Annotated in this window: 18 protein-coding genes and 2 tRNA genes; 5 read left to right on the top strand and 15 right to left on the bottom strand. The window is 60.3% G+C overall.

Annotated elements, in window-relative coordinates:
- Positions 1-3: 3 nt before the first annotated feature.
- The gene (locus ABCS64_RS01075) at positions 4-270 is read right to left on the bottom strand and encodes a PP0621 family protein (protein WP_418890095.1); all 267 of its coding nucleotides are present in this window, start codon (positions 268-270) and stop codon (positions 4-6) included.
- A 174-nt stretch (positions 271-444) separates the two neighbouring features.
- Complete coding sequence (locus tag ABCS64_RS01070; RefSeq protein ID WP_418890094.1) at positions 445-1,902, bottom strand: hypothetical protein; 1,458 nt, start codon at positions 1,900-1,902, stop codon at positions 445-447.
- A gap of 403 nt (positions 1,903-2,305) precedes the next feature.
- On the opposite strand from ABCS64_RS01070, the gene ABCS64_RS01065 reads away from it, so the two are divergent.
- Together ABCS64_RS01065 and ABCS64_RS01060 are read left to right on the top strand one after the other, a co-directional pair.
- Positions 2,306-2,381: transfer RNA gene (locus ABCS64_RS01065), tRNA-Ala, on the top strand.
- 67 nt (positions 2,382-2,448) lie between these two features.
- Positions 2,449-2,525 (top strand) — tRNA-Met (locus ABCS64_RS01060).
- A gap of 328 nt (positions 2,526-2,853) precedes the next feature.
- On the opposite strand, the gene ABCS64_RS01055 is transcribed toward ABCS64_RS01060, so the two are convergent.
- The 13 genes from ABCS64_RS01055 to ABCS64_RS00995 all read right to left on the bottom strand — a co-directional run bounded on the left by ABCS64_RS01055 (position 2,854) and on the right by ABCS64_RS00995 (position 15,217).
- Positions 2,854-3,783 (bottom strand): hypothetical protein, encoded by a 930-nt coding sequence (locus tag ABCS64_RS01055; RefSeq protein ID WP_418890093.1) that lies wholly within the window; start codon positions 3,781-3,783, stop codon positions 2,854-2,856.
- A 14-nt stretch (positions 3,784-3,797) separates the two neighbouring features.
- Entirely contained in the window at positions 3,798-4,415 is a 618-nt protein-coding gene (locus ABCS64_RS01050) for a 3'-5' exonuclease (RefSeq protein ID WP_418890092.1), read from the bottom strand.
- A gap of 5 nt (positions 4,416-4,420) precedes the next feature.
- Positions 4,421-5,695 carry a J domain-containing protein gene (locus ABCS64_RS01045; protein WP_418890091.1) on the bottom strand — a complete coding sequence of 425 codons (1,275 nt, stop codon included), beginning with the start codon at positions 5,693-5,695 and terminating at the stop codon, positions 4,421-4,423.
- 300 nt (positions 5,696-5,995) lie between these two features.
- A complete protein-coding gene (trpC, locus tag ABCS64_RS01040; protein WP_418890290.1) occupies positions 5,996-6,784 on the bottom strand; it encodes an indole-3-glycerol phosphate synthase TrpC in 789 nt (262 codons plus the stop codon).
- Between the two features lie 134 nt (positions 6,785-6,918).
- Positions 6,919-7,953, bottom strand: a complete 1,035-nt coding sequence (trpD, locus tag ABCS64_RS01035) for an anthranilate phosphoribosyltransferase (protein WP_418890289.1) — start codon at positions 7,951-7,953, stop codon at positions 6,919-6,921.
- Positions 7,954-7,955: 2 nt separating this feature from the next.
- Positions 7,956-8,519 (bottom strand): aminodeoxychorismate/anthranilate synthase component II, encoded by a 564-nt coding sequence (locus tag ABCS64_RS01030; protein ID WP_418890288.1) that lies wholly within the window; start codon positions 8,517-8,519, stop codon positions 7,956-7,958.
- 165 nt (positions 8,520-8,684) lie between these two features.
- On the bottom strand, positions 8,685-10,169 hold the full coding sequence (gene trpE, locus ABCS64_RS01025; RefSeq protein WP_418890090.1) for an anthranilate synthase component I: 1,485 nt from the start codon (positions 10,167-10,169) through the stop codon (positions 8,685-8,687).
- A 221-nt stretch (positions 10,170-10,390) separates the two neighbouring features.
- Positions 10,391-11,101: a phosphoglycolate phosphatase gene (locus ABCS64_RS01020; protein ID WP_418890089.1), complete on the bottom strand. Its 711-nt coding sequence runs from the start codon at positions 11,099-11,101 to the stop codon at positions 10,391-10,393.
- The gene (gene rpe / locus ABCS64_RS01015) at positions 11,098-11,799 is read right to left on the bottom strand and encodes a ribulose-phosphate 3-epimerase (protein WP_418890088.1); all 702 of its coding nucleotides are present in this window, start codon (positions 11,797-11,799) and stop codon (positions 11,098-11,100) included. The genes ABCS64_RS01020 and rpe overlap by 4 nt, the downstream gene beginning before the upstream one ends.
- 62 nt (positions 11,800-11,861) lie before the next feature.
- Positions 11,862-12,644, bottom strand: a complete 783-nt coding sequence (locus ABCS64_RS01010) for an MBL fold metallo-hydrolase (RefSeq protein ID WP_418890087.1) — start codon at positions 12,642-12,644, stop codon at positions 11,862-11,864.
- A gap of 99 nt (positions 12,645-12,743) precedes the next feature.
- Positions 12,744-13,436 carry an FHA domain-containing protein gene (locus ABCS64_RS01005; protein ID WP_418890086.1) on the bottom strand — a complete coding sequence of 231 codons (693 nt, stop codon included), beginning with the start codon at positions 13,434-13,436 and terminating at the stop codon, positions 12,744-12,746.
- Positions 13,437-13,448: 12 nt separating this feature from the next.
- Positions 13,449-14,303, bottom strand: a complete 855-nt coding sequence (locus ABCS64_RS01000) for a Stp1/IreP family PP2C-type Ser/Thr phosphatase (RefSeq protein ID WP_418890085.1) — start codon at positions 14,301-14,303, stop codon at positions 13,449-13,451.
- Positions 14,304-14,638: 335 nt separating this feature from the next.
- Positions 14,639-15,217, bottom strand: coding sequence for a DUF2889 domain-containing protein (locus tag ABCS64_RS00995; protein WP_418890084.1), 579 nt, complete (start codon positions 15,215-15,217; stop codon positions 14,639-14,641).
- A gap of 280 nt (positions 15,218-15,497) precedes the next feature.
- Between ABCS64_RS00995 and ABCS64_RS00990 the strand changes: the two genes are divergently transcribed.
- From ABCS64_RS00990 to ABCS64_RS00980, 3 genes are all read left to right on the top strand, one after another.
- On the top strand, positions 15,498-17,342 hold the full coding sequence (locus ABCS64_RS00990) for a M61 family metallopeptidase (RefSeq protein ID WP_418890287.1): 1,845 nt from the start codon (positions 15,498-15,500) through the stop codon (positions 17,340-17,342).
- Positions 17,343-17,889: 547 nt separating this feature from the next.
- Positions 17,890-18,683 (top strand): IS5 family transposase gene (locus ABCS64_RS00985; RefSeq protein ID WP_418890083.1). Its coding sequence is split into 2 segments (ribosomal slippage): positions 17,890-18,166 and positions 18,166-18,683, totalling 795 coding nucleotides; the frame shifts between segments, so codons are not numbered across the junction.
- A 997-nt stretch (positions 18,684-19,680) separates the two neighbouring features.
- A complete protein-coding gene (locus tag ABCS64_RS00980; RefSeq protein ID WP_418890082.1) occupies positions 19,681-21,822 on the top strand; it encodes a TonB-dependent receptor in 2,142 nt (713 codons plus the stop codon).
- Positions 21,823-21,866 lie beyond the last annotated feature (44 nt).

Here is a 21,866-nt window from a genome sequence, read left to right as displayed (position 1 = left end):
CCGTCAGCATGGCGAGCGATGCTCCCCGGCCGCTTTTTCCAGGTCACGATGCTCGCGCGAGCAGAAATGCCGGCCACCGGAATCGACGCCTTCATCGGGCGAAAAAAACGCCCCGCAATACGCACATCTGACCGTATGGACTTCCGCGCCCGCGGCCGTCGACGTCTGCGTCGGGCGTGAAGCGCGCGCATGGTTGTCCCTGGCAAAGAACCACGGGCGCAACAGCCGGAAAAAAATCCATCCCACGGCAAGAATAAAAAGAAACTTCATGTGGAAAGCATAGCAGAACTTGGCGGACAATCGCGCCGATGGACGCTTCTGTCAGACAGAAAAACCAGCAGGCTTTACCGTCAATGAGGTTCTTTCCTCCGGCATCCGGGCATGAAACTCAGGGGCAATCGTTCAAGGACAATATGCAGTCGGCTGATCAGGCGTCTTTTCAGATCAGTGCGTAAAGACCCGCACGCGATAAACGGGCGAACGCGCAGGGTTCTGTACCTGCGGCTGACGCCCCTGGAATACCAGGCTGCCGCCGGCTCTGGACGGTGACTTGTCCGCCTCCCAGCCCATGGGCGCAAGCGTGTAGGGGTTGCGCAATGCTTCTGGCGACTTCGCCAGCCAGTCGGGCATATCCGCCGCTTCAAGACCCGCGCTGTAAGCTGCCAGTTGCAGCAGCACCAGCCGGCGATGGCCTTCCACATCATGCGCACGCTCGATATAACGCTGTATGTCGGGCTGACCCATCTCCAGCAATATATTGCCCAGTTGATTACGCAGCCCGAAATAGGGGCGCTTCCACCACGGCTGGCCAATAATGACCTGTTCCTGCGCCACCCGCGTCACCTGCGCATCGATCTGGTCGGCAGGCACATCGGCCAGCCGCATGGCTACGCGGTATGCGCGATAAAAGCGGTTGAGCGTCTCATGATGCAGATAAAACTTCTGCGAAATCGCGAGTGTCTTTTCTAGGCGCGCCACCATGGACGCTTCGTCCTTTCCGGGAAAATTCCCGGCAGCCAGACGACGCAATTCCTGACTCATATCAGTATTGAACGAACTCACCATCCAGCGTCCCTCACCTGCCAGCGCGGCGGAAAGATCGGCCTCACTGGACAATGCAGCCTGCCACCGCGCCGTATGGGCGCGCGCCAGCACAGGATGACGCAACAGGAGATGGCTGACGACGCGCTGCTGGCGCATCTGCATGGACAAGGCGATCATGCCGCCGATCAGCGTACGCGAACCGGCCATAAGACGCTGATGCAGACGGGCATTGTGCTCCAGTAGCAGCAACGCCTGCGCCGCATCGCCCCCGTGCAGCAGCAAGGCTGCCTGCATCAAAACCAGATCGGAGGCCGCAACCAGATCGCCGTAGTAAGGCATCGCCACGGCAAGATCGGGCGGGATGACTTCCTCGTATTCCGGCATTTCCAGCAACGAGCGATAGCGCCGGAGGACATGCGCATACTGTTTCAGCGCAGCGCGAATCGCGCCCTGACGCGGTAGCCAGTATTCCAGACAATCGTCACGCTCCACCGGGCAGCGCAAGGCGTTGATCTCGAGCGGCTGATGCGGCCACGCCTGCACGGTAGATGAGCGCGCTTGCCCCGTCTGGCGGCGATCGGCGTAATCCTGCATCTGCGCCGCGAAAAAGCGCATCCCCGCCGCCAGTGCATCTTCGCCAACCGGCGCCCCAAGCCCTAGCAGAACAAAGTAAGCATTGCGCTGCATGGCCTCGGGCGGTGGCGGTGTAAATACGATCGCCTGCGCCACCTCGGGCAGCAGCGCCTCGTCTTTCCGGTTGATCAGCCAGAAAATCGTCACGGCAAGCAGCGCCAGCGTCAGCATGCCGGCCAGCAGCCAACCGACAAGGCGCAATAGGGTTTTCATCAGCGGCGGCATGACACCTCGAGCTATTCAACGAAAAAATCATTTTAATCGCTCCGCGCTGGAACCGGCGGATGTCTGCTCCGCAAGCGTCCGGGCGATCACACAGGCTCATAAAACCTACGCATCACTTGCCGTCATCAACTTGCACGAAGCGCTTTTCAAGCGGCAAAACACGCCTTGCCAGAAACGCCCACCACGCAGCAGCAGCGCAGAAAAACATGCCCGGAAATGTCGCGTCCGGAATAACACGCAGAATGGCACGCTTTTTTGTTACCCGCATACACACTCATACACAAGGCTCAGGCCGTGCTGACCCCGGCCGGAAAATGGCCGGAAAGTCACCGAAGTCCTCGGCGATTTGCCCTCAGGGGATTTGACGCAGACACGCCGGCCGCGTAGAATCGCCGCCGTTTGTGGGGGGGTAGCTCAGCTGGGAGAGCGCCGCGTTCGCAATGCGGAGGTCGAGGGTTCGATCCCCTTCCTCTCCACCACATGCCCTGTATCTCAAGCGCGGGATGATTGCTGCACCAATGCAAATCCTGCGCTCTTCGTCACCGGGGTGATGTAGCTCAGTTGGTTAGAGCGACGGATTCATAACCCGTAGGTCGGCAGTTCAATTCTGCCCATCACCACCACCAATACTTTCCAAGCAGTCCAACAAAGGCCGGAAACCTCAAGCAAACACAAGGGTTCCGGCCTTTCTGTATTTGCGAAAAGTTCGGGGCGATCCGGTGAAAAATAGCGCATCGGCGCTGCCGTGCCCTGGGCAGCCGCGCCAGTAAATACGGAGGCATGGGACATGGGCACAGCCCAATGCTTACCTCATTACCTTAGCCTTCCCACTCGTTCGCGTGCGCGGGATGCGCGGACAGAAGGGGGCGCAGCCTAATACCAAATCCCACTACCGCAAATTGCCCCTGCCGTAGGCTGGCAATTACCGCAGGCTTGACCCTTGCCACAGGCCTATTCAGCGGCCAGCGCTTGACAATAAGAAACCAGACGGTTGATGTTGCGTCGGGTCAAACATATCTCGGCAAAGGCTGAAACTGTATCCGCGCTTCGCCCTGCCGCCAGACACTGCCTGGTGAGTTTTTCAGTCTGCTGCGTGGTCAGGCTCAAGCAGCCGGGTTCGCGCAGCAGAATACTGACCAGCCCCCGGCCAAAAGTCCATTTGTGCACATAGCGTTCAATCAATGTCACCGACCAAGGCAGCGCCGTATTGCTGGATAGCCACCCCCAATCCCACCGATCCTGATAACGTTCGATCAGCGCCTCCGACCAGGGCAGCGCCGTATTGCTGGATAGTTCCCCCCACTCCCACCGATCCTGATAACGTTCGATCAGCGCCTCCGACCAGGGCAGCGCCGTATTCCAGGATAGCCCCTTCCAATTCCACCGATCCCGATAACGTTCGATCAGCGCCTCCGACCAGGGCAGCGCGATATTTCTGGATAGTCCCTGCAAGAAAAAGAAATCCAAAAGACTACGCCTTCGTCCCCGCCAATCCCACCGCTCCTGATAACGTTCGATCAGCGCCTCCGACCAGGGCAGCGCCGTATTGCTGGATAGTTTCCCCCACTCCCACCGATCCTGATAACGTTCGATCAGCGCCTCCGACCAGGGCAGCGCCGTATTCCAGGATAGCCGCCCCCAATCCCACCGATCCTGATAATTTTCAATCAGGGCCTGCGGAATCGGACCGCAACGACAGACCCGAAACAGGAACCAGTCCGGATGTCGGCTGAAGAAGTTCTCCGCCGCCTGCTGCGCGGCGGTCGGCAAACCAAGCTGAAGCGCCTGCAGACCGCGCATGGCCAGCCGACCGGCATCTTTTTTTGTCAGAACCGCCAGCCCATGCGGGATGCCCGGGGCAGGCAGAGAGGCGTTATTCATCGTTTCACCTGTCTCTATGGCCAGTTTTTGATGTATCCGTCAATGCGCGCCAAGGGCAGCGCCGAAAGACGGCACAGGCGTGCATAGCCGGGCAATTCCAGCAGCCGGTAGCGGGCGCGCAGGTCATGGCGCATTTGTTGCCACAGATGGGCAGTCGCCGTCGCATCGGCGAGCGCCCGGTGAAACCGTCCCTGACAGGGAATATCCGCATAGCGGATCAAGGTTTGCAGCTTGTGGTTGGGCGCCCGGGGATAAATACGCCGGGCAAGCTTCATGGTGCAGGCAAACGAGGGGCTTGCACAGAATATTCCGGCCTTTTTGTATTCGCTGTCGAGGAAAGCCGCGTCAAAACGCGCATTATGCGCAACCAGCGGCGCACCGGCGATAAATTGATGCAATTCCCGAATGATTTGCGCAGCCGGCGGAGCCGCCCGCCGCATGGTGTTGGTAATGCCGGTCAGCGCCTCGATTTCTTGGGGAATCGCTACGCCTGCATCCATCAGACTCTGGAAGGTCGCGGTAACTTCGCCGTTTTCCATGCGCACCGCCGCCACCTCGGTGGCGCGGGCGCCCCAGTCGGGGCTAAGCCCCGTAGTCTCGAAATCAATGACGACGACGGTTTCAGCCGGCATGGCTTTTACTCCAGCAGACCCTTGAGATATTCCGCCATTTTTCGGATGCGCAGGGAGTCAAGCCCGCCGTCGGCCTCATCCCGCGAAATAAACAGATTGACGCCCTGGGTAAAGCCGTTGTCTTCATACCAGGCCAGCTTGGCATTCCAGCGGGCGCGATAATCCGGATCGTTCAGCATCCCCAGATGCTCCCAAAGAATGGGCTGCCCCTCGGTATCGAAAAAAGTAAAATCCGGCCGCCGAATGCCCGGCGTTCTGTGGCCTTCAATAGGGTATTCGTAACGATAGTCCAGACCCAAATGAAAAAACATATTGGCAATGATCGCTTCCGATTTGCTGCGCACCTTTTCGCCACGTTCGGTACGGTGGATCAGCCCCTCCGGTCTGAAGACAGAGGTCTTTGCGGCTTCTTTCGCCGACGGCGCGGATTCCTCCGGCGAAGCGCCAACCGTCGGCAGTTCGCCAGAAGGCGAGGCTTCGCCCGGAGCATCCTGCGCTTCGGTCTGGAGGCCATTGAGGAGTTGCTTGAGTCGTGCTTCTTCGGCGACGATGTCCGCATGGATTTTTTCAGCAAGCTGGCCGAGCGGGTCTTCGCCGCGCGCTTCTCCTTCGCTGATTTCACGCATCAGCTTTGCCCAGTGCGAAGATTTCAGCTCTTCAATGCTGTCGCGCAGTTGCCCCAGCTTAGCCCGCAAACGGGCGATATTGCGGATGGCTTTTACCAGCCGCGTGCCGATATCCTCCGTATCCGGCTCATTAAGTTTCTCGCGGTAACGATCGACAAGTTCGGTAATGGTATCGATATCGCCGTGCGCATAAGCCGAATTGATCTCGGCCATTAACCGATCGCGCAGGCTGCGATCTTCTTCATTGTCAGCGCGGTCGGGATGAATAAGTTTCGCCGCCTGCCGGTAAGCCAATTTCAGGTCAGCCGAGGGTTGAAAAATGACTGGGTCTTCCTCAATGGTCTGGCCGACCTCTTCCCAGGTTTCCTGAGCCTGCTTGCGGGCTGCTTCGGCCGCCGCACGCATAGCTTCGTCATCGGGATTGTTCTGCGCCTCCAGCGCCTTGATCTCAGCGCGCAAGCTATCAAGCCGGGCAAACAGCCCGCCCACCCGCAAATAGTAACGATTGCAGAATGCGCTCAACTCGCCTGCGAACGTACTGTATTCAAGCTGCAGTTGCGCAAACTCACTCTCCAGCGCATCAATCTGGCTGAGTTTGCCTTCGAGTTCTTCCTGTTCCGGAGATTTTCTGTCGGAGATGACCAAGCCCGTCATGTCAGTTCCTTTTTTGCCGACATTATGACCTACGGCAATTTTGAAGAAAAGTGATTTTCAGAAAGATCGCGACAAAAGAAAAGCCAGCCGCAGCGACTGGCTTTTTGTTGCCTGAAGTCGGATGGCTAAAAGCGCAAGCCCTTGATCGGCGCGGGTTCCGGGCAAGTGCCTGCCGGCGCCGGAATTACATGGCGCCCTGCCGCTGTACGCTACCGTACGCCGATAGACGGCATGCCGGTAAATCGCTACCCGCAGCGGACCAACATTCCAAAAGTCAGTACGCCGGGTTTAGCAAGGCCATCAGGAGAACAACGCCGCCAGCGCTTTGCCGGGGCTGGGCGCGCGCATGAAAGCTTCGCCGACGAGGAAGGTATCGACCCGATGTTGGCGCATAAGCAGGACATCTTCCACCTTGAGGACACCGCTTTCCGTCACCACGATGCGATCGTCGGGGATGCGCGGCAACAGGTCGAGCGTTGTGCGCAGGTTGACGGCAAAGCTGCGCAGATCGCGATTATTGATGCCGATCAGCGGGGTCTCCAGTTGCAATGCCTGCGCCAGTTCGTCGCCATTATGCGCTTCGACGAGCACACTCATGCCAAGGCCATGGGCAAGGCGCTCGAAGGTCTGCATCGTCGCCAGGTCAAGCGCAGCGACGATAAGCAGAATGGCGTCGGCGCCCATCGCCCGCGCCTCGTAAATCTGGTAGGCATCGACGATGAAATCCTTACGCAGTACGGGCAGTTCGCAGGCAGTGCGCGCGGCCTGCAAGTACGCCGGCGCCCCCTGAAAAAACTGCCGGTCGGTCAGCACTGACAGGCAAGCCGCACCGTGCGCCGCATAATCGGCGGCAATATCGGCCGGCCGGAAATCGCTGCGCAGAATGCCTTTCGACGGGCTGGCCTTTTTGATTTCGGCAATGACCGCCGCCTGACCAGCCGCCTGCTTACCCCGTATCGCGCCGACGAAATCACGTGCGGGCGGGCATGCCAGCGCCTCGGCCTGCATGGCTGCCAGCGGCTTGTTCCGTTGCGCCTGGGTGACTTCGTCGCATTTGACGGCAAGAATTTTTTGCAGAATATCGTTCATCGGTTTTTCAGCCTGTTCATCCAACCTTCATTTTCTGACCGCATCCCGTATCAGGCGGCTTTCGGCAGGTTGCCAGAGCCGCGTGGCGGCCGGCCGCAGTTGCCGGCCGCCATGCGGCTCTCGGTCAATGCTCGTCAGTTCTTGACCGACTGCGTAAAACGCACGAACTCGTCGAGTTTGGCACGCGCTGCGCCGCTTGCCAACGCTGCCCGCGCGCGTTCGATGCCTTCTTCGATCGAGGCGGCGACATTGGCCGCATAAAGCGCCGCGCCGGCATTGAAAATGACGACCTCACGCGCCGCGCCGTCGTCCTTGCCGTCAAGCACCGCCAGCAGGATTTCCCTGGATGCGGCGACGCTGTCGACACGCAGATTACGGCTGGCAGCCATGTGCAGGCCAAAGTCCTCCGGATGAATTTCGTACTCGCGGATTTTGCCGTCCTTGAGTTCGCCGACCAGGGTTGCCGCACCGAGCGAGATTTCATCCATCCCGTCCTTGCCATGCACGACCAGCACGTGATGCGCGCCGAGCCGCGCCATGACGCGCACGAGAATACCGACGAGATCGGGGTGAAAAACGCCAAGCAGCGCGTTGGGCGCGCCCGCTGGATTGGTCAGCGGCCCAAGGATATTGAACAAGGTGCGTACGCCCATTTCCTTGCGCACAGGGGCAACATTCTTCATCGCGGCGTGATGGTTCGGCGCAAACATGAAGCCGATGCCGGTTTCCGCCAGACAAGCCTGGATCTGCGCGGTGGATAAGCTGAGATTGACGCCCAGCGCTTCCAGCACATCGGCGCTGCCCGATTTCGACGAAACGCCGCGGTTGCCGTGTTTGGCGACTTTGCCGCCGGCGGCGGCAATGACGAACATCGCTGCCGTCGAAATGTTGAACGTACCCGCACCGTCGCCGCCGGTACCGACGATATCGACAAAATTGGCGTTGTCGGGAACCTCCAGGCGCGCGGACATTTCACGCATCACCTGCGCCGCAGCGGTGATTTCGCCGATAGTTTCCTTTTTGACGCGCAGCCCCGCCAGAATGGCCGCCGTCATCAGCGGCGAAAGCTCGCCGCGCATGATCTGACGCATCAGGTCGAGCATTTCGTCGTAGAAAATCTCGCGGTGTTCAATGGTTCGTTGCAGTGCCTCTTGGGGTGTAATCATGATATTTACCTCTTTAGAAAATTGTTCAGCAGGTCGCGCCCGCATTCGGTCAGGATGGATTCGGGGTGAAACTGCACGCCTTCGACATCGAACGTCTTATGGCGCACGCCCATGATTTCGCCGTCGTCACACCAGGCGGTGATTTCGAGGCATTCAGGCAGCGAAGTTCGATCAAGTGCGAGCGAGTGATAGCGCGTACAGGCCAGCGGATTCGGCAAGCCTTCAAAAACGCCCGTGCCGTAATGGTGAACCGGCGAGACCTTGCCGTGCATCTGGCGTTTGGCATGGACAATCCGTCCGCCAAATGCTTCACCGATCGCCTGATGGCCGAGGCAGACGCCGAGCAGCGGCGTTTTGCCCGCGAATTCGCGGATGACGTCCAGCGACACGCCTGCCTGCGCGGGCGTTCCCGGCCCGGGAGAAATCACGATGCGATCCGGCTTGAGACGGGCGATCCCGTCCAGGGAAATGGCATCGTTGCGATAGACGCGCACCGTTTCGCCCAGCTCGCCGAAATATTGGACAAGGTTGTAGGTAAACGAATCGTAGTTATCGATCATCAGCAGCATATTGATTTCCTCGAAATTCATTGGGAATCCGTGATTTCGCCGGTTGCAGACGTTGGCAGGCGCACGGCCCGGCAGGAAATGGCGGCCGGAAATAAAAGCCTGCAAAGAAAACCCGCGCAGCGGCGCGATGTTTCTCGCGCCTGCCACACATTCCGCACAACCGGCTTACGCAAACCGCGTATCGAGACCGCGCTCGGCCAGTTCCGCCGCACGCAGCACGGCATGCGCCTTGTTGCAGGTTTCCTGCCACTCGGAGGCCGGGTCGGAATCAGCGACGATGCCCGCACCGGCCTGAACATAAAGCCGCGCATCCTTGATCAGTGCGGTACGGATGGCAATAGCAAGATCCATGTCGCCCTGAAAACCGAGATAGCCAACCGCACCCGCGTAAATGCCGCGCTTTTCGCTTTCCAGCGCGTCGATGATTTCCATCGCGCGGACTTTGGGCGCACCGGACACCGTTCCCGCCGGAAAGGCTGCGCGCAGCACGTCGATAGCGTCCAGCCCGGCTTGCAGGCGGCCTTCCACATTGGAAACGAGGTGCATCACGTGCGAGTAGCGCTCGATGGTCATTGTCTCGGTCACTTTGACGCTGCCGATGCGTGATACGCGGCCGGCGTCATTGCGCCCAAGGTCAAGCAGCTGTACGTGCTCGGCGCGCTCCTTTTCATCGGCCAGCAGCTCGGCGGCCAGCGCCTGGTCCTCACTGGGCGTTGCGCCGCGTTTGCGCGTGCCGGCAATCGGCCGCACGGTCACGGTTTCTCCCTCCAGCCGCACAAGAATTTCCGGCGATGCGCCGACGATGTGGAAATCCTCAAAATCAAAATAGAACATGTAGGGCGAAGGATTGAGCGAGCGCAGCGAACGGTAAAGCGCCAGCGGACTGGCTGCGTAAGGTTTGCTCAGGCGCTGCGAGAGGACAACCTGCATGATGTCCCCTTCAAAAATATGCCGCTTGGCCTGGACGACAGCCGCCTGGAAAGCCGCCTCACCCACGCTGGAAACGGCAGGCTGCGCGGTGGCCGGCGTTTCGGCAGGAATATCGACCGGCCGGCGCAGCTGTTCCAGCAGTGATTTGAGTCGCGTACGCGCCTTATGGTAAGCGCCCGGCACGCCCGGCTCGGCATAGGCGACCAGCGTCAGCTTGCCGGTCAGGTTATCGACCACCGCAATCTCCTCCGATAGGAGCAGGATGATGTCCGGCACACCCAAGACATCCGTTTTGCGCGCATGGGCAAGGCGGGGTTCGACATAGCGCACGGTGTCGTAGCCGAAGCAGCCGACCAGCCCGCCGCAAAAGCGCGGCAGGCCGGGCAGCGGTGCGACGCGGAAACGTTTCAGATACGCGCCGATGAAATCCAGCGGATCAATATCGTCAGCGCGCTCGGCAATACGGTTGCCATTGAGCAGCAGAACCTGCCGGGCGTTGACGACCAGACGGGTCGGGCAGGAGAGGCCGATGAACGAATAGCGGCCGAAACGCTCACCGCCCTGGACGGATTCGAGCAGGTAGGTATACGGGCCGTTGGCCAGCTTGAGGTAGATCGACAGCGGCGTGTCGAGATCAGCAAATGTTTCGAGGGTGACGGGGATGCGGTTATAGCCTTCGGTGGCCAGACGCTCAAACGCCGACGCGGACGATTCGGTCATATCAAACTCCATTCACAAAACTGCGGGGCAACGAAAACGCGCGGTAAATCCAGAAAATCCTGAAACTCATGCCCGCGCGCAAAGCGGGACAACAACTAGCGACAGCGTCGCCAGGGCCACGCCTCCGCCCAACATGCGGGCGCCCAATGCAGATTGTGAAGAAGTTGCGTCATTGCGTATTCAAAAACTCGATAACCGGATTCTAAAGCCATAGCGCGCCGTCATGGTCGGCCAACCGTGCGCAGATGCGGCTCAATGTCGGAAATGGCGGCGATTATAGCATCGCAATCCAGATGCCGTACGTCCTGATCCTCGTTGTAGCCATAAGGCAGAAGGAATACAGGGCAGCCCGCTGCACGCGCCGCCAGGGCATCATTGAGCGAATCGCCGACGAACAGGGTTTCTTTCGGCAATGCGCCAAGACGCCCGCACGCCCAGACGACGGGCATCGGGTCGGGTTTGATACGCGGCAGCGTATCGCCGCCGACGAGCACATCGAAAAACCCAGACAGTCCCGTTTTTTCCAGTAGCGGCGCAATGAAAACGTCAGGTTTGTTGGTTACCACGCCCAGCGCGAGGCCACGCGCCTTAAGCGCGCGCAAACCGTCGACGACACCCGGGTATGGGTGCGAATGGCATCCGTTCTCGCGCGCATAATGCGTGCGGAACGCCGCCAGTGCCTGCACATGCTGCGGCGTATCCTCGCCGTCAGTCGCCGCCAGCGAACCGGCCAGCAAGCGCCGGATCAGCACTCGCAGGCCTTTGCCGATGTAGGCGCGCGTTGTTTCCTGCGTAACAATCGGCCGCCCGATTTCGGTCAGCGTGGCGCACACCGCCACATGCAGATCGGGCAAGGTATCGACCAGCGTACCGTCCAGATCAAAAAGGACGGCGCGTGCCTCCAGGTGCGGCAGGGTGGTTCCGGTCGTCACGCCGCCTCCAGCGCGCGACGGAAGGCGGTAATAACGCTGTCGTAGCCGTGCGCATCGTCTGGGCGACGGGCGCCGTAAATGGCCGAACCGGCCACGAAGGTGTCGGCGCCTGCCCGCGCAAGCTCGGCAACGTTATCAACCTTGACGCCGCCGTCGACTTCCAGCCGAATCCGGCGGCCGCTAGTGCGCGCATAATCGTTGATTCGGACGCGCGCTTCGCGCAGCTTGCCGAGCATCGCCGGAATGAAGGTCTGGCCGCCAAAACCGGGATTGACGCCCATGACCAGGACGAGATCGATCCTGTCCATGAGGTAGTCGAGGTAATTCAACGGGGTTGCCGGATTGAAGACCAGACCGGCCTGGCAGCCATGCTCACGAATCAGCGCAAGGCTGCGGTCAACATGCTCCGAAGCCTCCGGATGAAAGGAAATAAGGTTGGCGCCGGCTTTGGCAAAATCGGCAATGAGGCGATCGACCGGACGAGCCATCAGATGCACGTCGATGACCGCCCCGGTCAGCGGACGGATAGCCGCACAAACCAGCGGGCCGACGGTCATGTTCGGCACATAGTGATTGTCCATAACATCGAAGTGAATCCAGTCGGCGCCGGCCGCGATCACGTCGGTGACTTCCGCCCCCAAACGGGTAAAGTCGGCAGAAAGAATGCTGGCGGCAAGGATCGGCATCGTGTTATTCATAAAAATGACTCATCTCTCGGCATGGGGTGTTCACGAGCATTCATGAAACTCCCTGGTCGGGTTCATAACTCGAAAATTTGTCCATCCTGCAACATCTGCGGTGAAAACCGGGTCCCATGCCCGGCGATTTCGCGCATGATCCGTTCCGCCTGACCCGGTTTGATGTGCGAGATATGAACGGCTAAATCGGCCGGCCCGGCAAAGCGCGCCAGTTCCTTGGCCAGCAGGCTCGGATACAGATGCTTTGAGCGCAGCGCCAGCGCCTGCTCGCTGTCGGGAAAGGCCGTTTCAATGATCAAATGGCGGAGGTTGTCGACATGCTCCAGCATGGGCCAGAGCGCGTCATTGGCCGTTGTATCGCCAGTAAAAGCCAGACTGCCCGCGCCGGAATCAAGGCAGTAACCCACCGCCGGCACGGCATGCACGGCCGGCAGCGGGGTAATCGTCCGCCCCCCCAGATAAAGCGGCGCTCCGACAGCCACAGGCTGAAACCGGATCGCCATGGACTTGCATACCGTAATTTCGCTGAAGTCCGGCCAGATCGCCCAATTAAAAACATGTTCGCGGAGAATTTCCAATGTGGCCGCTTCGGCATAAATCGTCATCGGCGCCTGGCGCATTTCGGCAACCGAGTCAATCATCAACGGCAGCGCCGCAATGTGGTCCACATGCGAATGGGTAATGAACACATGGTCGATCGCCGCCATTTCAGCCAGCGTCAGGCCGGCAACACCGGTGCCCGCATCAATCAGGATGTCGTGATCGACACGCAGCGAAGTCGTTTGCAGCACCTGGCCGCCTATCCGTCCGATACCGCCGCTACATCCGAGAACCTCGACCCTCATCCTGACTCCATTGTTGACATCGCCGGTGCTCCCGGTGCCTGCCCGAAGACTTGCATTGATCCGCGGCTGCCCGCCTTCGCCTGCAACAGACGCGCTCCCCTATTCTTTGAGGAAGAACTCCATCTTGGTGCCGGCCAGCTCAATGATGTCGTGATCGCGGAGCGCCCGCGCCTGCGCATCGAGCGCCTGACCATTGACCATCGGAAACTGCGCCCCCTCGACGTGCGCAATGAAATAACCGTGTGGACGCCGCGTAATGGCGGCCACCTGCACCCCCGGCCGGCCGAGCGTCGTCAGCGTTTTGGTCAGCGCCAGCTCGCGCCCGGCATTGGCGCCGTTGAGTATCTGAAGCGCGGCCGCCGGCAAGGTCATGGGCTGCGTGGCCATGACCGACGTCGCAGAAACCACCGGCTCAGCTGCAGGCGGCGCGGTTGTGGCTGCGGCCGCTTCCCCCTCCGGCTGAAACACCGTTTTTCCATATTCCTCTGTCTCAATCGCAGAAGGCCGCTCAACCACATACTTGAGCTTGTACTTGCCCATTTCGATGAGGTCGCCGTCCTTGAGGAAATGCTTCCGGATCGGCTGCCCATTCACCAGCGTGCCATTGGTGCTGTTGAGATCTTCAAGAAAAGAGTCTTCGAGGATCGTCACCACCGCCGCGTGTTCGCCGCTGATCGCCAGATTGTCGATCTGCACGTCATTGCTGGCGCGTCGCCCGATGGTCATCCGCTCCTTGTTAAGAACGATCTCCTTAAGAACCAGACCGTCCATGCTCAATATCAGCTTCGCCATTTTGCCCATTCCTCATTCAAAAAGCGTGCGGCTGTGCTCACCGGTTCGACGCTGCCGGAACAGCGCTGTGTGCTGTACGGGAAACTCACGCAACACCTTGATTAAAATCACAGAAACATTATCACGTCCACCCATGTCGTTGGCCATCTGAATCAACTGCGCCGCGGCCAGTTCGAGATTGTCCGACTGCGCGCGCAGCGCCTTGCCGATCTCTCTGTCCATCAGCATATCGTTGAGGCCATCCGAGCACAACAGATAAATATCGCCCGGGCGCGCGGGATGGCGGCGCAGATCGGGCGCGGCGATCGCATCAACGCCCAGCGCCCGCGTCAGCAGACCGCGATTGCGCGAAAGGCGCGCATCCGCCGCCGTCATCAGGCCACGGTCAACCTGATCCTGCACAAACGAATGATCATGGGTCAATTGGCGGAACTCATCGCCGCGCAGGCAATACAGGCGCGAATCGCCCAGATGCGCGGCAATCACGGCGTTATCGTGAAACATCGCCATCACCAGCGTCGTGCCCATTCCCGCGCATTCCGGCTGGGTCATTGACGTCTGATAAATCGCCGTATTGGCTGCGGCGATGCGCCGGGACAGGCAGCGCTGGACATGCAGATCGCCGGGGGCGCCGCCGATCGCATACGGCGAGTGCAGAAAAAAATCCTGTTCGAGCGCGGCGGAAATCCCCGTAATCGCCATGCTACTGGCGACTTCACCGGCGTTATAGCCGCCCATCCCGTCGGCCAGGATGACCAGACCCAGCGCAGGATTGGCGAATACGGCGTCCTCGTTGTACCGGCGCATCATGCCCGGATCCGAACGAACGACAATTTCGAGCGCTCCGCTCAACGGATTGGACGCCACCTGCATTTCTCCGACAATGTTCTTGCCATCCCCGCTTATCCTTTACTGCTTCCGCTTGCCCCGATTGCTTCGCTGTGCCATCTGTTTGCCGCCTCTCTTTTTTCTGCGTTGAAAATGCTGAGTGAGTGTACACCTCTGGATTCCTCGCATGCACGCGGTTTAAGACCGATTTTATCAGCCACGACGCATAGAACGCGAACGCCTGAAAAGACAAAATTCACCGCCCGACGGTTCCGCCCGCAAACCGCCGTTCATCGCCCGCCAGCGACCATGCATCGCACCGCCGGCGCAGGCACTGCCTCATGCAGCGGCATGCGACGCACCGGCCATGCCCGTCAGCCCGCGTCCCGGCGCCCTTCAGGCGAAGTCGGCATACCCGGCAAACCGTCGCCGGACACCGGCTTTTTCCCCCGATACCAGCGCGGATACGCCCGCCGAACCACTTCAGATTCCAGACTCAGCGCATGGCAACGATCAAGATGGTAGGGCACCTGGCGGGCATCGACGCGGTCCTCATAACGAACCTGTCCGGCAAATGCCTGGAACGCTGCCGTCGGCATCGACATCAGCAATTCGGAGACATGCGTACAACCTTGCGTGTCACGAAACAGCGTCTTGACCGTCTTGACAAAGCCCTTGAATAGATTGAGTCCCACCACCTGCCGATAATCCGGCCCCACGGTTTCGCATGTCCCCGGAAAAGCCGTCGCATCGAAGCTGACGGCCACATCCAGCACATTCATCCGGTGATCGATGGTCAGGCGCACGCTGATGTCGTGCACCGCATCGCCGGGCAGGCGCATATCGCCATGAATGTCGAAAGGCGCATCCTTGGTATCTTGCAAATGACCTTCGATATCCCACAAGCCATCGCTACGGCGAAAGCCTTCCAGAGTAATTGCGCGCTTGTGCACGCGCCTGCGTTCCGCTACAGGCAAAGGCAACGGCATTGACACAACCTTTCAAACAGTCCAGCGCGCCCGGACGCATCATCGGGCTGCCGCAAAAATCAAAACCTACGCGGAAAGCGTAAAATCCGCGCGAACCAGAGGGCGAATGATATACCCAGCGTTCATGGCACGGCTCTGCACGACCCGCCCCCGGCCGCAACACACCGCATCATCCGGCACGCCCGTGTAACCGGCAGGGCGCCGCCGATCCGCCCCTTCAAAACCTCCAGCGCCCATGTCTGATATGCCCGCTTTGCCCGCTTTGCCCGCTTTACCCGCTTTGCCCTTTTCCACCCCACGCGCCGCACACACTTCCGCGCTACGCCGCCCGCCTATCCGCTACGCCATCCGCCCGCTCGATCCGCGCGCGCACCGTTATGAAGTCATTTGCCGCGTCGAATGCCCCGACCCAGCCGGACAGCGTTTCGCCCTGCCGGCGTGGATTCCCGGCAGCTACCTGATCCGGGATTTCGCCCGCCACATCGTCGCCATCCGCGCCGAATCGGGCGGCAGGCCGGTACGTCTCAGCAAACTTGACAAACACACCTGGCAGGCCGCGCCGCTGCGCGCAGGGCAGCCGCTCAGCGTCATTTGCGAAATTCATGCCTGGGATCTGTCGGTACGCGGCGCGCATCTGGACGAAACGCACGGATTCTTCAACGGCGCCAGCGTCTTCCTGCGCGTCATTGGCCAGGAAAGCACGCCTTGCCAGGTTCATCTCCAGGCGCCGGCCGGCCCGGCATTCGCCAACTGGCGGGTCGCGACCGCGCTCGAACCAGCGCGCGGCGAAGCCGGCGCCGCCAGGCGGCACGGCTTCGGACTGTACCGCGCCGCTGATTACGACGAACTGATCGATCATCCGGTGGAAATGGGGCGCTTCACGCTGGCGAGCTTCAGTGCCTGCGGCATTCCCCATGAAATCGCGCTGACCGGCCGGCATGACGCCGACCTCGGCCGGCTGACCGCCGACCTCAAGAAAATCTGCGAGTGGCAAATCCGCCTGTTTGGCGAACCGGCGCCGATGAAGCGCTACATTTTTCTTGTCACCGCCGTCGGCGAAGGTTACGGCGGCCTCGAACATCGCGCCTCGAGCGCGCTGCTCTGCGCACGCCGCGATCTGCCCTGGCCCGGCATGCCAGGCATGAACGAGCACTACCGCACCTTCCTCGGTCTGTGCAGTCACGAGTATTTCCACGCCTGGAACGTCAAACGCATCAAACCCGCCGCCTTCGTTCCCTACGATCTCGACCGCGAAAACTACACGACACAGCTCTGGGCTTTTGAAGGCATCACCTCCTACTACGACGACCTCGCCCTGCTGCGCAGCGGCGTCATCGGTATCGACGACTACCTGGCGCTGCTCGCCCAAACGCTCGGCAATGTTCAGAAAACACCCGGCCGTCTGCGTCAGTCCGTCGCTGAATCGAGCTTCGACGCCTGGAGCAAGTTCTACCGGCCGGACGAAAATACGCCGAACGCCGTCGTCAGCTATTACGCCAAAGGCGCACTCGTCGCGTTGACGCTCGACCTGACCTTGCGGCGCGACACGCAGGGCCGGATTTCCCTCGACGATGTGATGCGCGCGCTCTGGCGGCATCACGGCCAGACCGGTATTGGCCTGGCGGAAGACGGATTTCAAAAAATCGCCGAAGCATGCGCCGGCCTGCGGCTGCAACGCTTCTTCGCCGACTACGTCTATGGCACGCGTGAACTGCCGCTCAAAACACTGCTCGCCCACTTCGGCATCCGCCTTGACTGGCAGGCTTCCCGCGCGCCCACGCTCGGCGTCAAAACAGCGCGCGAAGGCAACGAACTCCGGCTGGCGACCGTATTCGACGGCGGTGCGGCGCAACAAGCCGGTCTGGCCGCAGGCGACGTACTGGTCGCCATCGACGGACTGCGCGTCACGCCGGAAACGCTCGATGCCTGCCTGCTCCGCCGCCGGCCTGGCGACACGATCCAGGTTCATGCCTTCCGCCGCGATGAACTGATGACGTTTTCCGTGCGCCTCGCCCCACCGGCCGCCGATACGGCAAAACTGACGCGCTCCACGGCAAAAGCGCCACGCCAACGCGGCTGGCCGCTCTAAACCTCATCAGCAAAACACCCCCGCTGCAACCCGCGTATTTAGGGCATCTCCGGGGTGGCTGACAGCGGCTTCCTTTACCAAAATACGGCGTTGCTGTGTTGGCCTTGCCTTGCCGTACTGAGTGGTCTGCCTGCGGCTTACCGCCTTGTCTTTTGGCAAAGTTAAGCCGCTATGTTTTGCGGCGCCGCAGAAAGGATGCCCGCAAGTCCGCGTATTTAGGGCATCTCCAGCACCCCTGCCCTGAAGCCCTTTATCCATGCGGGTTTCGGTACATCTTCCCAACAGTAGGAGAAGTAGGAGAATTGGAAAAACGCGGGGGCGGAAATGCAGGCGCATCTACCAAAAGAGGTGGCCTGAAGCCCGCGTATTTAGGGCATTTACGGGCACCCTACCCTGAAGCCCTTTATTTATAAGGGTTCCAGGGGCATCTGCCCGGAAACGCCCTATCCACACGGGGTTCCAGGTATGTTCCTTCGCGTATTCGATCACTACGAAGCGCCCAAAACCCCTTAGAACGTGTTCATAGTCTCTGCTGTAAAGTATCGTTATGAACAGAAAAGCCTACCCAAGCGATATAAGTCGCACACAATTTGCTACTCTTCTTCCTCTTTTGGAAAGTGCTCGCAGACGCACAGCACCGCGCAAAGTGGACTTGTACGATGTCTTTTGTGCCATTCTCTATCTTCTACGCAACGGCTGTGCCTGGCGTGCCTTACCGGGCGATTTTCCCAAATGGCGCACCGTTCATTCCTACTTCCAAAGATGGAGTGAGCCCCGCGAAAGTGGCATCAGTCTCCTTGAGGAAGCGTTAAAAAAAATCAGGTGGCCGCAGCACGTCGCAAGCAGGGACGCCATGAAGCAACCACTTTCCTGATTATTGATGCGCAGAGCGTGAAGAACACGGATACCGCCATGGAAAAAGGCTACGATGCGGGCAAGAAGGTTAGCGGTATCAAGCGACATATAGCGGTTGACACGCAAGGTTTGCCGCATGCCCTTGCGGTAACGACGGCGGATGTTACGGATAGAAAAGGCGGCCTGGTGGCATTGGAACGTGACAGAGATAATCTTGGTGCGGTACAAAAAGTCCTTGCCGACGGAGGTTACACGGGTCAGGCATTTGCTTCGTCGGTACAGGAGTTGATTGGTGCGGAAGTAGAGATTGCCAAACGAAACGAATTGCAGCGTTTTGCGGTATTGCCAAAGCGATGGGTAGTAGAGCGCAGTTTTTCCTGGTTGGAAAAGAACAGACGGCTTTGGAAAAACTGCGAGCGTAAGTTGAGTACCAGTCTGCAAATGGTAGTTTTGGCTTTCTTGGGAATCCTGCTACGAAGACTATGAACACGTTCTTAGGCGCAGCCGCAGGCGCGGGGTTGCTTGGCGGGAACAAGGGCTTGATTGTCTGAGCATGAGCGAGTTATCAAGCCCGCCGCCAAGCAACCCGCGGCAAGGAGTCTTCTGCGCCTCGGGGTCGCCTTTCTTTGCTGACTTTCTTTGGCGAAGCAAAGAAAGTCAGCGGGGCGCGCTGCCGCTCAGCGCAACGGCATCAAGAGGAGTTCCGTGGTGGAAGGTCAGCGCACAGGCTTTGGTGATTCTTGTTTTTAGTTTTAGGGCACCTGCCTAGAGTAACTTTATCCGCGCGGGTTTCGGAGCCTCTCCCCGACAGGGAGAATTGGAAAAACGCGGGGGCAAAAGTGCAGGTGCATGTCCAAAAAGAGGTGGTCTGAAGCCCGCGTATTTAGGGCATCTCAGAGCACCATGCCCGCCAGCCCTTTATTGATAAGGGTTTCAGAGGTGCATGCCCGGAAACGCCCACTCCACGCGGGATTGCGGGCAGCCTTTTTTAAAAACCAAACAATCTATAGCGGCTTAACTTTGCCAAAAGACAAGGCGGTAAGCCGCAGGCAGACCACTCAGTACGGCAAGGCCAAACCAACACAGTAACGCCGTATTTTGGTAAAGGAAGCCGCTATTTCAGCGGGGGTAACTGGCAACACCCGCCCCCAAAACCACACTCTCAATAAGATTAATTGTCAATAACAAATCGTTTGGATAGACTCGCGGCGCGTTTTGGCAAATGCCGCGCAATGCTGCATTCTCGCCGGTATCCGTGATGCCTGGGGTATCTGCGCAGGCCTTGGGCAGATGATTTTTGCTTGATCCTGCCCGCTGTCGCCGTTCCTGACCGCGGACCCCAGCGCAAGGGCGGGAAGTGCGGGAAGGCAGAAAAGCCGCTCGCTGCCAAAACCGCAGACCATGCAAAAAGGAACGGAAAAAACGAGAACGTCGCCCCAATCGACACCAAAACTCAATAACGCAAATTTTTAGGAAGCTCATCATGAATCGCTCATCCCGCACCTTCACGGCGCTTGTCACGCCGCTGGCCGCAGCGCTGGCTGCCCTGTTTGCGGCCGGCGCACAGGCACAGGCCGCCGAGACGCCATCGCGCGCTCAATCCAGCGCACAACAATCCGGCGCACAAGAAAACGAAGCGACCGCGTTATCCACGGTCAATGTCACCGCCAAGGGCTACGCCGCCGACGATAGCGAAACACCGATCGCCACGACGGTGCTCACGCGCGAGGCGCTGGCGCACAAGCAGGCGCAGAACGTCGGCGAGGCGCTGCGCGGCGAACCCGGCCTGTCGGTCATGCTTGACGGCGCGCAGGGACAAAATCCGATCATCCGCGGACTGGGCAAGGACAGCATCGTGCTCTTGGTCGACGGCATGCGGCTGAATTCCGCGCAGCCGGTCGGTGCGATCGCCTCGTTCATGTCGATGGGGCTGGCCGAACAGGTCGAAGTCGTCAAAGGCCCGGCCTCGGTACTCTACGGCACCGGCGCACTTGGCGGGGCCATCAACGTGCGGCTGCCGCAGGCGCGTTTCGAGCCGGGCGTGCACTTCGACACGCGGCTTGGCTACGACACCGCCAGCAAAGGGCTGCGCGGCGCGGGTGTGCTCAACGCAGCCAGTGACGACCATGCCCTGATGCTCGGCGTAGCGCGCTCGCAGCAGCAGGATTACCGCACGCCGGAGGGCCGCACCAACCGCACCGGCTATGATTCAGGCGCATTTATCGGCCAGTACCGTTTCCGCATCGACAGCGCACAGCAATTGCGCCTGTCGTTCCAGCAGCAGCGTGATGAAGACGTCTGGTATCCCGGCGCAACGCGCCCGCATAGGCTGCCTGCCATCGGCAGCGTCACGACGCATTCGCCGCGCCAGACGCGCCGCCTGTACGAGGCTGGTTACAGTTTCAAGGGGGCGGGCGAGCAGCCGCTGAATGTCGACGTGCGCGTCTACCGGCAGGAAATGCAGCGCACCATCTACGCCCACGCTAACAGGCTGGGACGCGACATCATCCTCAATTCGGTGAAATTCGCCACCAACGGTGTCGATGCGCGCGCCGACTGGCTCGCCCATCCGCAACATCTGCTTTCCTTCGGCGTCAATCTCTGGCGCATGAACGCCGAACCGGACAGCCGCACCGCCCAACCGCCGCAGTTCCGGAATTTCGTCACAACCCTGCCGTTCACCAACGGCAAGATGCACGCTGCCGGCCTCTACCTGCAAGACGACATGCGTTTCGGCAAGCTGAACGTGCTGGCCGGTCTGCGTCATGACCGGGTGCGCGGCAGCGCCGGCTCGATGAACAGCGGCCGCATTACCTCTGGCTTGGCGCGTGAGGACAGCGCCACCTCCGCCAGCCTCGGCGTCATTTACGAAGCCGCGCCGCTCCTGCGTCCTTACGCCAACCTCTCACGCGCCTTCCGCGCCGCCGACCTGCGCGAGCGCTACCAGTCCGGCCTGCGCAACAACGGCTACTACTACGCCGGCAGCCCGCAAATCAAGCCGGAAACGGCGACGCAGTTCGAGATCGGCCTGAAAGGCGCAAGCGAACGGCTCAACTACCAGATTTCCGCCTACCGCACCCGCATCGACGACTACATCACCGGCATGCGCCTGAGCGGCCGCGCCGCGATCGCCGCCTGCGGCGCAGCCAATGCCGGCGCCTGCATGCAGACGGTCAATCTTGGCCACGCCACGCTGACCGGCCTGGAAGCCGCACTGCACTGGCAGTTCGCCGCCGGCCACTGGCTGCATGCCGCCTATTCACGCCTGCGCGGCAAAAACGGCGATTTTGACGAACCGCTGTTCCAGATGCCGGCCGACGAGCTGACGCTGGGCTGGGAAGGCCGCCTCGCCCCCGCGTGGACAGCGGACGCCGGCGTGCGCCTGGTACGACGCCAAACGCGCGTAGCGACGCGCTTTGCGCGCGGCACCGAAGACGCGACGCCGGGCTTCGGCGTGGTCGATATCGGCGCCACCTGGCGCTTTGCGCCCCGGCAGTCGCTGCGCGCCGCGATCAAGAATCTGGGCGACAAGCGCTATCACGAGCATCTGGCTGAAGGGCTGCCCGGCATGGAGGTGCAGGCGCCCGGCCGCAGCCTTCACGTCACCTGGGAAGGTCGCTTTTGACGTCCTGAGCCTCTGACGTCCACTTCTAACCTTCTGAACTTCCG

Origin of the sequence: Dentiradicibacter hellwigii (genome assembly GCF_041770905.1) — a bacterium.
Classification (GTDB): domain Bacteria; phylum Pseudomonadota; class Gammaproteobacteria; order Burkholderiales; family Rhodocyclaceae; genus Propionivibrio; species Propionivibrio hellwigii.
The sequence above is the reverse complement of the archived record's forward strand: the minus strand, read 5'-3'. Positions and strand labels throughout refer to the sequence as shown.